Source organism: Flavobacterium fryxellicola (assembly GCF_900143245.1).
In the GTDB taxonomy this organism is placed as follows: Bacteria; Bacteroidota; Bacteroidia; order Flavobacteriales; family Flavobacteriaceae; genus Flavobacterium; species Flavobacterium fryxellicola.
On the sequence record NZ_FRDK01000001.1, the window covers coordinates 679,493 to 695,332 of the forward strand.

A 15,840-nucleotide genomic window follows, 5' to 3' on the forward strand; every position below is an offset into this window, starting at 1 on the left:
TTAACTAAAATCCTATTGACCCCTAATAGGAATTCCCTCTTTAGGGATTAGGGGCTTATTATGTCAAAAGAAGTAAAATCAGTAGAATACGGACTAGAAAAAATATTCGAAGGAGCACAAGACTTCCTCCCTTTATTAGGAACAGATTACGTTGAATTCTACGTAGGAAACGCAAAACAATCGGCTCATTACTATAAAACGGCTTTCGGTTACCAATCTTTGGCGTATGCCGGATTAGAAACGGGAGTAAGGGATAGAACTTCGTATGTTTTGAAACAAGACAAGATTCGTATTGTATTAACCACGCCATTAACACAAGATTCTCCTATTCACGACCATTTGAGAAAACATGGTGATGGAGTAAAAGTGGCCGCTCTTTGGGTAGAAGACGCTACTAGTGCCTATGAAGAGACCATGAAACGTGGCGCTCGCTCTTTTATGGAACCAACGATTGAAAAAGATGAATTTGGAGAAGTGGTGCGTTCCGGAATTTATACTTACGGCGAAACGGTACATATTTTTGTAGAACGCAAGAACTACACTGGTGTTTTTTTACCGGGATATAAAGAATGGAAATCCGATTACAACCCGGAGCCAACAGGTTTGAAATACATAGACCACATGGTGGGAAATGTAGGTTGGAATGAAATGAATACTTGGGTTAAATTTTATGAAGATGTCATGGGATTTGTGAATTTCCTATCTTTTGATGACAAACAAATCAATACGGAATATTCAGCCTTGATGAGTAAGGTAATGTCTAATGGAAATGGAAGAATCAAATTTCCAATCAACGAACCTGCAGAAGGAAAGAAGAAATCACAAATTGAGGAATATTTGGACTTTTATGGCGGACCTGGAATTCAGCACATCGCTATTGCTACGGATGATATTATCAAAACAGTGTCGCAATTAAAAGCAAGAGGAATCGAATTTTTATCTGCTCCACCGCACACGTATTACCAAGCCATTCCAGAACGATTGGGTGACCACATGAAAATGATGAAAGAAGACCTGAATGAAATCGAGAAATTAGCCATTATGGTTGATGCGGATGAAGAGGGCTATTTACTGCAGATTTTCACTAAACCGGTACAAGATAGGCCTACCTTGTTTTTTGAAATTATTCAAAGAATGGGTGCCAAAGGTTTTGGTGCAGGGAACTTCAAAGCGCTTTTTGAATCAATTGAACGAGAACAGCAATTGCGAGGAACGTTGTAAATAGGTGTTATTTTTACACATTGTGAAAAAATAACCGATGAACAACCTATATTTTTGTAAATGTTGTGTTAAACTTTTTTTTTAACAAATATAACTAGTTTTGTTAACTACCTTTGCACTCGCAAAAAGGGAAGGGGTGGTTTCCTTCCTGATTTCATATAAATTTCATAGTTTATAGTTTTTTGGTTAGTTAATAGCATAAAAACTCAGTCATTATTTGACTGAGTTTTTTTGTTTTGATATATTTGGAATAAAATTTGCTAGTACAGTCCATAAATAGACAAATCAAGTAATGAAAAAACTATTCTTATTCTTTTTATTGATTATAACTGTAAGTAGCTTTGATTCCCCTCAGGAAGATGCTTATGCTGTTGGCGAGTGGTTCAAATTTAGAATCCATTACGGAATAGTAAATGCGGGTTATGCCACGCTAGAAGTCAAAGATGCGACAATAAATAATAAAAAAACGTTTCATGTTGTCGGTAAGGGATACACTACCGGAATGTCTCGATTTTTCTTCAAGGTTGACGATTTATACGAAAGTTATATTGACAAAGAAACCAGAAATCCATATCAGTTTGTTCGAAAAATTGATGAAGGAGGGTACACTAAAAATCAAGAAGGTTTTTTTAATCAATCCAGCAATAGAGTGGTTGTAAAAGATTATAAACACAAGACAGAAAAAACGCTTTACATTCCAAAAAACACACAAGATATTTTATCCACTTTTTATTATTTAAGGAATCATCCTAATATTGATAAGTTAAAAATTGGCGAAGCGGTGGCCATTGATATGTTTTTTGATGATGAGACGACAAAATTTAAGCTAAAGTTTATGGGGCGCGAAAATATTACCACTAAATTTGGCATTGTTCCAGCGATGATTTTTAGACCTTTAGTACAATCAGGTCGTGTTTTTAAGGAGCAAGAAAGTCTTACCGTTTGGATTTCGGATGACGATAATAAATTGCCACTTAGAATAAAAGCTAGTTTAGCTGTAGGTTCAATTAAAGCAGATATTGATGCATACAAAGGATTAAAGACTCCTTTTAAAACAAAATAATAATGAATAATAACGAGAATTCAGAAGCTATCTTAAAAGAAATTGAGCTTAAATACAATGCAATAAATCAAAAAACAGAGACGCAGTTAGAAGGATTGCTTTGGTCTAAACCTATTACGTATTGGGATTATATTCAAACAGACGCTTTGTTAAACCTTCAAATCCAAAGAACGACGCTTCCTGATGAAATGGTTTTCATCATGTATCACCAAGTAAATGAATTAATATTCAAAATGATTCTGTGGGAAATGCAGCAGATCTCTTATTGTAAGGAGATCAATACAGTGTTTTTTACAGAAAGATTGATGCGAATTAGTCGTTATTTCGATATGTTAACCACCTCCTTCAGTATTATGGGCGATGGGATGGAAGTTGAACAATACATGAAGTTTAGAAATACGTTAACTCCTGCTAGTGGTTTTCAAAGCGCACAATACCGTCTGATAGAATTTTCGTCCACAGACCTAATAAATCTGATCGATCATCGTTATAGAGATTCAATTGATAGAAATACACCTTACGAATTTGCCTTAGAGCATTTGTACTGGCAAGCAGCGGGAAAAGAGTATCATACCGGAAAGAAATCTTTTCTATTAGAGGAGTTCGAAAGAAAATATAAAAAGATATTCTTATCACACATGGAAGAATACAACACCATTAATATTTGGCAAAAATTCAAGCAATTGCCTGAATTAGATCAAAAAAATCCAGAGCTAATTCAAGCCATGCGTCAGTATGATCATACGGTCAATATCACTTGGGTAATGCAACATTTGAATACGGCAAAAAAATATATTGATCAAAGCGGAAAAGGAGATGGCGAAGCTACGGGTGGAAGTGATTGGAAGAAATACATGCATCCTAAATACCAAAGAAGAATTTTCTTCCCGGATTTATGGAGTAGCCATGAATTAGAAAATTGGGGAGTAGAAATGTAGGTTGAACTAAAAAACAAGGTTTGAAACAAATATTTATAGTTGTTATAGCGCTATTTTCTTTAGTATCATGTAAAAAAGTAGAGAAAATAAAGGAGGAAAAGATCGTAAAATTAGTCCCTAAAAAAAGTGAGTTTGGGTTTGTGTATGCTGATTTTAATGTAGTTCAGGACACTGTGAAAAGAGGGGACACTTTTGGCACGTTGCTAGAAGAGCAAAATATTGGAGATCGAAAAGTATTTGATATTGTCGCTAAAGTAAGAGATAGTTTTGATGTAAGAAGCATCAGGATAAATAAGCCTTTTACATTGCTTCGGTCCAAAAATAAAAAGAATGACTTACAGGTTTTTATATATCAACCGGATGCGTTAACCTATTACGTAATTGATATGCGAGATAGCGCAGTGGTTGTTTACAAAAAAATAAAACCCATTACGATTAAACGCCGAACCATTGGCGGAGTTTTAAAAGAATCATTGTCTGAAACCTTAGGCAATGCAAAGATAGAAGGAGCGCTAGCCAGCAAAATTGCTAAAATTTATGCCTATTCTATTGATTTTATGAAGCTCAAAAAAGGCGATCGGTTTGCAATAACTTTTACGGAACGATTCATAAATGATAGCATCTATGACGGCGTGGAAGAGTTGGAAGCTTCCTTTTTTGAATACAGAGGTAAAATTATCTATGCATTTCCTTTTGCGAAGAATCTAAATTCAGATAAAAAAGAGTACTATGATGAGCAAGGAAAAACCCTAAAAAATTTCTTTCTTAAATCACCCATCAAATTCAGCAGAATTTCGTCCCGATTTTCATCCAGTCGCTTTCATCCAGTGCAACACCGATGGAAAGCGCACAAAGGAACGGATTATGCTGCTCCACGAGGTACTCCTATTACGACCACTGCGGGAGGGATTGTAGAGCAAAGCGGTTTTACTGCTGGGAACGGAAATTTTGTAAAAGTGAAACATAACGGCACCTATTCTACTCAATACCTGCACATGTCTAAAATATTAGTAAGACGTGGGCAACGGGTCAATCAAGGACAAGTTATAGGTTTAGTGGGAAGTACAGGTCTCGCTACTGGACCTCATGTGTGTTATCGATTCTGGAAAAATGGCAGGCAAGTAGATGCCCTTAAGCTTAAATTACCAACCGGAGAACCGATGAGTGGTGCCAGTAAAAATCGTTTTATTAAAGCAATTACGCCGTTGAAATTTGTATTGGACAGTGTTGCCAATTTATAATTGGGGCCTTTTTTCTAGACTTTGGATTGTTTTTGCTTATAAATCACCATCCTTTGGTTTATTTCGTACTTCACAAATTAACTGTTTTGCCACAAAATTGTGATATAATTCAAAACTCATTTTTCATTAAAACTAATTTGAGTATTTTTGGCAGAATTTAAATACTACTACAAATCCTTTATAAATGGCTTTAAATACGATAAACCCGACGGAAACAATTGCTTGGAAGAAACTAGAAATGCATTTCAACAAGATGCAAAAAGTGTCTATGCAGGAATTATTTCAACTGGATCCTACGAGAATTGATAAATTTAATCAGCAGTGGAATGATTTTTTACTTGATTATTCTAAAAATTGTATTGATCAGGAAACCATGCAATTATTAATAGAACTAGCTGATGAAATGGGGCTTAAATGTGCTATTGCGGATTATTTTGATGGTGCCATAATCAATCAAACTGAACACCGAGCCGTATTGCATACTGCCTTGCGTGCTAAGGAATCAGCGGTTGTTACTGTTGATGGAATTAATGTAATTTCTGATGTGTATAATGTAAAACGTAAAATAGAGACATTTACAAACGAAGTTATCTTAGGCAGTAGAACCGGTTTTACAGGGAAACCGTTTACAGATGTTGTGAATATAGGTATTGGCGGTTCAGATTTGGGACCCGCTATGGTGGTAGAGGCATTACAGTTTTATAAAAATCATTTAAATGTTCATTTCGTTTCCAACGTTGATGGTGATCATGTCAATGAAATCATTAAAAAGTTAAATCCTGAAACAACCTTGTTTGTTATTGTTTCTAAAACGTTTACCACACAGGAAACCTTGACTAATTCTGAAACCATTAGAAAATGGTTTTTGTCCCCAGATTTTGGAACAACTCAAGCGGATGTAGCGAAACATTTTGTTGCGGTTTCCACCAATATGGATAAAGTAACTGAATTTGGTATAAATCCAGACAATGTTTTTCCCATGTGGGACTGGGTTGGAGGTCGATTCTCATTGTGGAGTGCAGTTGGCCTTACGATAAGTTTAGCGGTAGGATACGATAGTTTTAATGATTTGTTGAAAGGAGCAAATGAGATGGACGAACATTTTAAAACAGCCGATTTCGATAAAAACATGCCCGTGATTTTAGCTTTGTTAAGTGTTTGGTACAACAACTTTTATGGTGCCGAAAGTGAAGCTTTGATTCCGTACACACAATACTTGCAAAAATTAGCACCTTATTTGCAGCAAGGAACAATGGAAAGCAATGGTAAAAGTGTGGGTCGTGATGGCAAGCCGGTCCACTATCAAACCGGAACTATTATCTGGGGAGAACCAGGAACGAATGCACAACATGCTTTTTTTCAATTAATGCATCAAGGAACAAAATTGATTCCAACTGATTTTATTGGATTTGTGAATCCTTTATATGGAGATGAAGATCATCATAATAAGCTGATGTCTAACTTTTTTGCGCAAACCGAGGCATTACTTCATGGTAAACCGGAAGCACAAGTACAAGCGGAATTTGATAAGCAAGCGCTTGCAGCAGAGAAAGCTAAATTTCTTTTGCCTTTTAAAGTATTCGCAGGAAACAAACCAACGAATACTATTTTAATTCAAAAACTAACACCAGCAACCTTGGGATCTTTAATTGCGTTGTATGAACACAAAATTTTTGTTCAAGGTATTATTTGGAATATTTTTAGTTTTGATCAATGGGGAGTCGAGTTAGGTAAACAATTGGCAAACTCTATACTAGAGGAAATTAATACGGAAAAAGTTCAAAGTCATGATAGTTCTACGGCATTTTTATTGAATCATTTTTTAAGAAATAAAAAGAACTAGAAAATTTATATTTTTCATAAATTTTCACATAATTTGAATTGATAGCTCTTTTTAGAGCGGTAAATATAGTTTTTAAGGCCCTGATTGGAGTGAAATCAGGGCTTTTTTATGGCTAAGTGTCTCTTTTTTAATAGTTTTATTGATTTTTTTGAGTTTTTTTTAATGGTTGCAATTTGATAAATAGTGACAATAGTTTAATAAAAACAGGTATTTATTGATACAAAACCTTTTTATTGTTAAAAATACCGATAGAATTATTTTTAATTGAATTCCTCATTTTTTCAAAAACAGGAATTCTTAACGTTGTATTAACTTATTAAACTAAAAATGTTATAATTTTGCCAAATATTTTTAAACTAAACAAAAAACAAAAATGAAAAGAATTATTTTTATTTTGATTATTTTTTTATCAGTTGTAGGTCATTCGCAGGTTACTAGTTCTGCTATGTCTGGTACTGTTAAATCAAATGCTGGAGAAACTCTTCCGGGAGCTTCAGTTGAGGTTGTTCACAAGCCAACAGGAACTAAATACTATTCTACTACGGATGGTAATGGACGGTATGCAGTGCAAGGAATTAGACCAGGAGGTCCTTATACAGTAAAGGTGACTTACGTTGGTTACAAAACAACAGAAATCACAGAAATTACCGCTCCTTTAGGTAATAACTTAACTGTAAATGTTGTTGTAGAAGAAGAATCAAATGCTTTGAGTGAAGTAATTGTTTCTACAAAATCAAAAGGTAATTTCAATAAAGGAAGAACCGGAGCTTCTCAGCAATTTTCTAATAGAGAAATAACAGCGGTGCCAGTAACAGGTGCACGTTCTATAAATTCAATCACAAAGTACAATGCCAATGCAGGTAGTAATGGTACTTTTGGAGGACAGGATTCAAGATTAAATAACTTTACTATTGATGGTTCTGTATTCAATAATGGTTTTGGTTTAGGTAGTGATTCACAAGCAGGAGGTAGAACAGGTTCTACAGCAATCTCTTTAGATGCTATCGAACAATTACAAGTAAGCATTGCTCCTTATGATGTGCGTCAATCAGGATTTTTAGGGTCTGGAATAAATGCCGTTACAAAAAGTGGAACAAATGAAGTAGAGGGATCAGTATATAATTCATTCCGTAGCAATAAAAAAGATTTTATTGGTACTAAAGCGGGAGAAAGAGTTATTGTTCCTGGAAAATTTGAAGAAAAAATCTGGGGTGCTAGAATTGGAATGCCAATCATTAAAGATAAATTGTTTTTCTTTGGAAATTTTGAAACTGTAGAAAATTTAAGCCCAGCTACAACATGGACATCTACAGGTTCTCCTCAGCCAAGTGCTCAGGTCTCTCGACCTACTTATGCGCAAATGGAAACGCTTTCTAATTTCTTGCAAGAGAAGTTTAATTATACAACTGGACCATGGGAGAACTATGATGCAGAAAGACTTTCAAAAAAATACCTTGCTAGAATTGACTGGAATATTAATGCCAATCATCAATTAACAGCACGTTATGTTCATCACGATTCTAATTCTGATGAGCTAACTTCAAATTCAAGATCATTAGGTTTTGGTGACAGAAGAACAAGTCCATTAGCAATGTCTTTTAAAAATAGTGGTTATGTTATTCAAGATAACACAAGATCAGTTGTTTTAGAATTGAATAGTAAATTAAGCAATTCTTGGTACAATAACTTTATCGCAGGATATGACAAACAAATTGAAGATAGAGCTTTACAAGGTGGAGGTTTGTTCCCGACAATTGATATATTAGACGGATCTACTACTGCTATTTCAGCTGGTTTAGATCCATTTACGCAAGGAAATAAATTGTCTTATTCTACTTTGCACTTTACCAACAATCTGACTAAAACTATAGGGAAGCATTCATTATTATTCGGTAGCAATTTTGAATATTTTAAATCAAGTAACTTGTTTTTCTCTGGGTCGAACGGTGTTTACATATTTAATTCGTTAAATGATTTCTACGCTGCAGCAAATCAATCAGCTAATAGTGGAGGGATGCCATCAACTACGGCTCTTCCTGCACGTTTCCAATTTAGATATTCAGCTTTACCGGGTGCTCAAGAGCCATTACAAATATTTAAATCAAATAAACTTGATTTATATACGCAAGATGAAATGAAATTGAGTGACAGATTCAAATTAACAGTAGGTATTCGTGCGTCAGCAGTTTGGTTTGCTGATACAGCTCTTGAAAATCCTGCAGTTACTGCATTGACATTTGCACAAGGACAAAAGTTCAATACAGGTGACATGCCTGACACACAATATTTATTTGAGCCTAGAGTTGGTTTCAACTTAGACTTAAATGGTGATGCATCTACTTTACTTCGTGGAGGTAGTGGTATATTTACAGGTAGAGCCCCTTCAGTTTATTTGTCCAACGCTATTGGAAATAATGGAGTACTTACAGGTTTTGTTGATGTTAGTGGACCTGCATTATCAGCTGGTGGATATGGTTTTACTCCTAATCCTAATGATTATTTTATTCCAGCTACTCCAACTCTTCCTACTACGTTTGAATTGGCTTTTTCAGATAAAAAATTTAAGTTTCCTCAAGTTTGGAAAACAAATATAGCTGTTGATCAAAAACTTCCTTTAGGTTTTGTTGGTACAGTTGAAGGAATTTTTCAAAGAAACATTAATGCAATCAATTATTACAATGCTAATTTTGATGCTCCAGTTGGAACTTTTAGTGGACCGGATAACAGACCTAGATATGCTCGTAACGATGCGGGTGTACGTGTAAATGATAATGTTTCAAGTGCAGTAGTTTTGAGTAATACAGATAAAGGATATTTTTATTCTACCACTTTTAAATTAGAGTATCCATATAAAAAAGGTCTTTGGGGATCTTTCGCATACACGCACTCAAGTGCTAATGATTTATTATCTGCTGGTTCTATTGCTTCTGGTTCATGGACTGGTGCCAGATCAGTAAATGGAAATAACGATTTGCCATTAACATTATCTAACAATAATACACCACATAGATTAGTAGGTATCGTAGGTTATAAAATTGAATATGGTAAAAATGTAGGAGCAGCTACTTCAATCAACTTAGGATACATAGGTGAGCAATCAGGACCGTTTTCATATTCTTATGGAGGTGATATGAATGGGGACCGAGTGTCGAACAACGACTTGATTTATGTTCCAAACAGCGCTACTGAAATTCGTTTCCAACCACTGTCAGTAACAAATGGAACTGTTGTGACAGCTTACACAGAAGCGCAACAACAATTGGCTTATGATGCTTACATCAATCAAGATAAATATCTTTCTACAAGAAGAGGACAATATGCTGAAAGAAATGGAGGAGTTTTGCCAATGTTACATAGATTAGATTTATCTGCAACTCAAGATTTTTATATTACGATTGCTGGTAAAAAGAATAACTTCCAATTTAGAGCTGATATTTTAAACTTTACCAATTTTATCAATAAAGATTGGGGTGTAACGCAAAGAGTTACTAATGCGAATGTTTTAAATTACAGAACTACGACATCAAATGTTCCTTTTTACCAATTAGCAACTCAAGTAGAAGCTAACGGAACTAGAGTTCTAATTAAAGATACTTTTCAGAAAAATGCGTCAACATTTGATGTTTGGCAAGCACAGTTTACTTTGAGGTATATTTTTGGAAAATAATATTTTAAGATTTTGAATATTTTAAAAACCACGTTGAGAGACGTGGTTTTTTTATGCCTTTTTTTGTTATATTTGTTAAAACAAAAATAATAAATATGTACGATTTTATTCAAAAATTTCATTCTGGCTGGGCTTATTTGGCACTTCTAGTATTGGTGGTTGCGGTGGTAAATTCCTTAATTGGAATGTTTTCTAAAAAAGAATTTTTTTCCAAAGATCGAAAAATTGCCTTGTTTGCCTTGATTGCAATTCACATTCAATTTTTAGTGGGTATCATTTTATATTTTGTTTCTCCTAACGGATTAAATATGATAAAAGCGGTGGGAATGGGAGGTTTAACAACGGAAAGCCGATTGTTAGCGCTCGAGCATCCGTTAATCAATGTTATTGCTATTGTATTAATCACTATAGGTTGGTCTAAACATAAAAAATTGATGACTAGTGAGTCAAAGTTTAAAACCTTTTCTATTTTCTATGGTTTGGGATTATTGCTTATATTGAGTAGAATTCCATGGAAAATATGGTTATAAAAAACCTAATAAAAAGCTCTAGAAATAGAGCTTTTTTTTTCTAGGTATGGTTTTTGTAAAATAGGTTTAACTAACACAAGATATATGAAAAAATCAATTACTTTATTTTTTTTACTGGTAATAATTTGCGCAGCTTATAGTCAAAGTTCAGTAAGACAGAAAACCTTAGTTCAAAAAGACTCCATCAAAAAGAGTAAAATGGGAATTCAAATTGAGGAAAAAAAATTGGATTCTTTAGTAACGGTATTGGGCGTTTTTAAGCCTTTCAAAAAAGCAGCCCATGCTTCTTATTATGCAGATAAATTCAACGGAAGACGCACTACTAGTGGTACAAAATTTGACAATAACAAATATACGGCTGCACATAAAAAACTTCCTTTTGGGACAAAAGTTAGAGTCACTAATGAAAAAAATGGAAAATGGGTAATTGTGGAAATCACAGATAGAGGACCTTTTGTAAAGTCTAGGGAAATTGACCTCTCAAAACGGGCATTTATGGATATTACTTCTAATAGAGGGAGTGGAGGAATGCTGGTAACTATTGAAGTGTTGAGCAAATAATCACCATTTCTGGAAGGGAATTTTGCTTAAATAAGCATTGTAATAGCGGATATCACCGGTTACTTCATCACCAAGCCATTCTGGTTTATCAAAAGAATCCGTCTCAGCGTTAAGTTCGATTTCTGCAACAATTAACCCTTCATTTTTACCGTAAAACTCATCTACCTCAAAAGTGTGATTCCCAGATTTTATTTCAAAACGGGTTTTCTCAATGACGCCTTCTTCACATAATAGTAGTAATGCTTTAGCCTCAGCAATAGGGATTTCTTTTTCCCATTCAAATCGGGACATCCCTGTTTTATTTGAATTCCCTTTTATAGTCAAAAATCCTTTGTCACCTTTGATGCGTATGCGAACCGTACGTTCGGGAACGGAACTCAAATAGCCTTGCGCAATAGGATTCTGAGCAAAAGCGAGTGCCTTGAACGATATATTTTTAACCAAAAATTTTCTTTCTATTTCAATCATATCGTTTTGAGTTTTTACTGCTTGCAATTGTTTGTTTGGTCAGCAATAGTAAGTTTATTTGCTGAAACAGATATTTCCTAATATTCTTTTTACTATTAAAAAAAAACAGCTTTAGTATTGGAAGATTTTCTTTGTTATTGTTTCTAATCTCAGAATTCAAAGGTATTAAATATTTTTACTTTAGTCGGTTTCTATCTTTTTACTGCAAACGAATTGCTACTTTAGTTTGTAGATGCGAAGTTGCGTTTCATTTACTAAGGTTGTGCAGCACTATAATTATAATCTCGAAAATATAAAAGAAGGCAATTCAAAAAAGTAATGGTATTTATTTACTTTTTTGCCCTTACGTATCAATTTTTTATGAATAAGTTCGCTGAATTTGTTTGGCCTATTTGTATTTTTACAAAAATTGAACTAAAAGAATGAAGGAATTTTTCAAAGCGAAGCCTAAGGCCACTATTGCAGGACTTTTAACTGAATTTTTTGGTGAGGCACAATCTTGGCGCGAGACAAACGACAGCTTGGAACCTTTAGTTGAGTTAATTCGTCTGATACGCCCTTTAAAAGTCAAAAAGGGACAAAAGGTAGATTTGCAAGAAATTATTTCTTTTTTAAAAGAAAATTATGCGTGTAGGAAACAGTTTTCTATCTACCTCAAAGAGATCTTAAAAGACAGGAAATTTAATAAAATTCTTTCTGATGCTGCTATTTTGCAAGATGTAGATTTTCTTTTTGAAGTAAAAAAGAGAATTTTCGCTAAGTTCTTGCCTTATCAGCCACAGATTGATACTTTAGAATATGTGCTGAATCAGGTTTTTTATCTTGCCAATGATGGGATTTGGATTAACCAAATACCATTGAACCAATTAGGTGAAGTTTACGATCTTTTGGGATTCAAGTCGATTTATGAAAGTGCGGAGCCTGATTCTATTATGTCGGAGTTATTAGTTGCTATGCATTTGATTACGCAGCGCATCAGTGGTCGCGCTATGGAAACGGATGTAATCAAAATGGTGCCCGAATTTGATGATCTCGAAAGTCCATTTTCTGCTTTTGAAAAGGAATTGTTTTTGTTGGAAGATCGAATTAGAATGTCAGACAGGCATTACATTACGTCAAATGATTTATCATATGCGCAGTTATTAGTTTTGCACAAGCAATGCGAAGAATTTGTGGAGAAAGCATTTCATAATAGTTCAAAATACGGTATTTCACTTCGTGTAAACCAGAATTTATTAAAAATTAGACAGCAATTAAAGCGCCTGAAATTTTTAATTTCATTACTGATAGTAGACAGTGAGAAAGATAAAAAGAACAATGGGATTATAGTAGCTTCGCGATTAATAAAGTTTAATTGCTACAAAAACAATGTTCGAAAATTTGTAGCAGAAAGTACCCAATTGATTTCATACGAGATTACACAGCATACGGCTAAAACAGGCGAGCAATATATTACAGAAGGTCGTAATGAATATTTTAAGATGTTCAAAACAGCGTTAGGAGGTGGTTTGATAGTAGGAATTTTGTGTGTTATCAAAGTATTGCTTTCTAAGGCCGACACCAGTTTTTTTGGACATGCTTTTCTTTACAGTATGAATTATGCTTTTGGTTTTATAGCAATTTATCTGTTAGGCTTTACTTTGGCAACTAAGCAACCTGCAATGACTGCTGCTGCTTTGATTAAAGCACTTGAAGAGGGCGTGCTGAAGCAGGGTAGAGATGCTGAAAAGTATAAAGCTTTTGCTATTTTATTTGCACGGGTATTTCGGTCTCAGTTTATCGCTTTCGTAGGAAATGTAATTATGGCTTTTCCAGTTTCCTTATTGGGAATCTGGCTTATTGATTACACGATGCAGTACAATATTGCTGCAACTAAATGGGAAGGTTTACTTATTGATTTGAGTCCCATTCACTCTTTAGCCATACTTCATGCAGCTATAGCTGGGGTCTTTCTATTTTTATCGGGGATTATCTCTGGCAGTGTGGCCAATAGAGACAAACACAATCAGGTTTATTTTAGAATTACAGAACATCCTTTCCTTAAAAGGAATTTAGGAAAAATAAAAACTTTGAAACTAGCAAAATTGTATGAAAAAAGATGGGCAGGAATTATTTCTAATTTCTGGTTTGGAATATTCATGGGTAGCACGGCATCCATTGGGTTGTTTTTAGGATTAAATCTTGATATTAGACACATTACTTTTGCCAGTGGGAACCTTGCTTTAGCTTTGTATGGAGCCAATTATGAAGTTAGTGATTCGATGTTATTTTGGGGTATTTTTGGCATTGGAATTATAGGTTTGGTCAACTTTATGGTAAGTTTCAGTCTTTCATTAGGCTTGGCATTCCGTTCGCGAGCGATCTCATTATTTGAACTTCGATTCGTAACCGTATCGATTTTAAATCATTTCAAGTCAAGACCCTTTAGTTTCTTTTTTCCAACAGAAATTAAAAATAAATCAGCTGTAGCCGAAAATTATTTGCATGTAAAAGAGGTTAAAAATTTGTAGTGTAAGGAGTCGTTGAAAAAGCAGAATTATTATTCAATTCGATTAAGATGCAGGATTTAATTCCAATTAGGAAAATTATACACGTTGACATGGATGCTTTCTATGCTTCTGTTGAGCAACTGGACAATCCGGCTCTACGCGGAAAACCCATTGCCGTTGGAGGTTCTGAAACCCGTGGAGTCGTTGCTGCAGCAAGTTATGAGGCTAGGAAATTTGGAGTTCGTAGTGCCATCAGTGGAGTTATGGCTAAAAAAAATTGTCCAGAGCTCCTCTTTATACAACCACGATTTGAGAGGTACAAGCAAATATCTAGCAAGATTCAAAAAATATTTTATGAGTATACGGATCTTGTAGAGCCTTTATCGCTTGATGAAGCGTACTTAGACGTCACTGTTAATAAAAAAGGAAATCCAAGTGCAACCTTATTGGCAAGGGAAATCAGAGAACGCATTTTTGATGAAGTCGGTTTGACCGCCTCGGCTGGAATTTCAGTTAATAAGTTTGTGGCTAAAATTGCCAGCGATTACAACAAGCCGAATGGTCAAAAAACAGTTAATCCAGAAGAGGTTGTTTCTTTTTTAGAGGAACTAGCCATCCGGAAATTTCATGGCGTTGGAAAAGTCACAACCGAAAAGATGTACCAGCTAGGAATTTTTACAGGACTAGATTTAAAAAATAAGTCTTTAGATTTTTTAGAGAAACACTTTGGCAAATCTGGTAATTTTTATTACAATGTGGTGAGAGGCATTCACAACAGTGAGGTTAGATCAAATCGAATTACTAAATCAGTTGCCGCAGAGCATACTTTTGATGTTAATCTTTCTTCGGAAATTTTTATGATGGAGAAATTGGAGAGCATAGCGAATGCTTTAGAAAAAAGATTAAAAAAACACACTGTTGCTGGTAAAACAATAACTTTAAAAATAAAGTACAGCGACTTTTCACAGCAAACTCGTAGTAAAACGATGCCTTATTTTATATCTGATAAAATCTTACTATTAGAAATTGTTAGCGAGCTTTTGTATCAAGAACGAATGAAGGATTCTGTACGATTGCTTGGTATTTCAGTAAGCAATTTGAATACAGAGCAGAAGAAATTCGTTGTGGTACAGTTAAAATTCGATTTCTAAATGATACGCATTGCGTTCAACAAGGGTTAAAGTTTGAAAAGTATTATTTTATTGTCGTAAATAAAATTACATTTGATCTTTAAATCAATATATCATGAGTGATTTTAGACAATATGAAGAGGCTATTGCGATGTACCACAGCAATTTAACAATTAAGACTGTGCCAGTATATTCGTGGGATTTTCACAGTGATTTTTTGTCTGCAATTAAAAACTTTTTTGCAGATTTGAGTAAATTGAATGCAATCGCAGTACAAAATAAATGGGCTCAAAACAATTGGGATCTTAAAAAAAGCCTTAAAGAGGAAGTAATTGTAGTAACGGATGTAAAATTACAAATTGTTTTTGCATCACATAACATGATGACAATGAATGGATATTCTGCAGCAGAAGTGCTGGGTAAAAGTCCAAAGATGTTTCAAGGTGAAGCCACAAACCAGATTACGTCAAATGAAATTCGTAAGGCAATATTACACCAACAGCCTTTCGAAAAAACAGTTATGAATTATAAAAAGAATGGTGAGGTCTATGTTTGTTTGATAAAAGGATTTCCCGTTTTCAACAGTAAGGGTGAATTAAGGCATTACATAGCTTTTGAAAAAGCTGCATAATATAAAAATCCTTTTGATTTAAAGGCGCAGTCATACTTTACTTTTCCTTCCTTAAAAA

At 34.4% G+C, this 15,840-nt stretch carries 12 protein-coding genes; 11 read left to right on the forward strand and 1 reads right to left on the reverse strand.

Annotated features, from left to right (window positions below; genetic code table 11):
• Positions 1-60 precede the first annotated feature (60 nt).
• The 8 genes from hppD (at position 61) to BUA03_RS03075 (ending at position 11,064) form a co-directional block, all read left to right on the forward strand.
• A complete protein-coding gene (gene hppD, locus BUA03_RS03040) occupies positions 61-1,221 on the forward strand; it encodes a 4-hydroxyphenylpyruvate dioxygenase (RefSeq protein ID WP_066075479.1) in 1,161 nt (386 codons plus the stop codon).
• A gap of 292 nt (positions 1,222-1,513) precedes the next feature.
• Entirely contained in the window at positions 1,514-2,284 is a 771-nt protein-coding gene (locus BUA03_RS03045) for a DUF3108 domain-containing protein (protein WP_066075476.1), read from the forward strand.
• A gap of 2 nt (positions 2,285-2,286) precedes the next feature.
• Positions 2,287-3,222, forward strand: coding sequence for a tryptophan 2,3-dioxygenase family protein (locus BUA03_RS03050; RefSeq protein ID WP_066075474.1), 936 nt, complete (start codon positions 2,287-2,289; stop codon positions 3,220-3,222).
• Between the two features lie 20 nt (positions 3,223-3,242).
• Entirely contained in the window at positions 3,243-4,463 is a 1,221-nt protein-coding gene (locus BUA03_RS03055; protein ID WP_066075472.1) for a M23 family metallopeptidase, read from the forward strand.
• Positions 4,464-4,647: 184 nt separating this feature from the next.
• Positions 4,648-6,306 (forward strand): glucose-6-phosphate isomerase, encoded by a 1,659-nt coding sequence (pgi, locus tag BUA03_RS03060; RefSeq protein ID WP_066075469.1) that lies wholly within the window; start codon positions 4,648-4,650, stop codon positions 6,304-6,306.
• Positions 6,307-6,679: 373 nt separating this feature from the next.
• Entirely contained in the window at positions 6,680-9,973 is a 3,294-nt protein-coding gene (locus BUA03_RS03065; RefSeq protein WP_066075467.1) for a TonB-dependent receptor, read from the forward strand.
• Positions 9,974-10,068: 95 nt separating this feature from the next.
• The gene (locus tag BUA03_RS03070; RefSeq protein WP_066076017.1) at positions 10,069-10,503 is read left to right on the forward strand and encodes a hypothetical protein; all 435 of its coding nucleotides are present in this window, start codon (positions 10,069-10,071) and stop codon (positions 10,501-10,503) included.
• Between the two features lie 84 nt (positions 10,504-10,587).
• A complete protein-coding gene (locus tag BUA03_RS03075) occupies positions 10,588-11,064 on the forward strand; it encodes a septal ring lytic transglycosylase RlpA family protein (RefSeq protein ID WP_066075465.1) in 477 nt (158 codons plus the stop codon).
• Here BUA03_RS03075 and BUA03_RS03080 read toward each other — a convergent pair whose 3' ends face one another.
• On the reverse strand, positions 11,065-11,532 hold the full coding sequence (locus BUA03_RS03080; RefSeq protein ID WP_066075463.1) for a CYTH domain-containing protein: 468 nt from the start codon (positions 11,530-11,532) through the stop codon (positions 11,065-11,067).
• A gap of 422 nt (positions 11,533-11,954) precedes the next feature.
• On the opposite strand from BUA03_RS03080, the gene BUA03_RS03085 reads away from it, so the two are divergent.
• From BUA03_RS03085 to BUA03_RS03095, 3 genes are all read left to right on the forward strand, one after another.
• Positions 11,955-14,042, forward strand: coding sequence for a recombinase (locus BUA03_RS03085; RefSeq protein WP_066075461.1), 2,088 nt, complete (start codon positions 11,955-11,957; stop codon positions 14,040-14,042).
• Between the two features lie 47 nt (positions 14,043-14,089).
• A complete protein-coding gene (gene dinB / locus BUA03_RS03090) occupies positions 14,090-15,172 on the forward strand; it encodes a DNA polymerase IV (RefSeq protein ID WP_066075459.1) in 1,083 nt (360 codons plus the stop codon).
• 94 nt (positions 15,173-15,266) lie between these two features.
• Positions 15,267-15,782, forward strand: coding sequence for a PAS domain-containing protein (locus BUA03_RS03095; protein WP_066075457.1), 516 nt, complete (start codon positions 15,267-15,269; stop codon positions 15,780-15,782).
• Positions 15,783-15,840 lie beyond the last annotated feature (58 nt).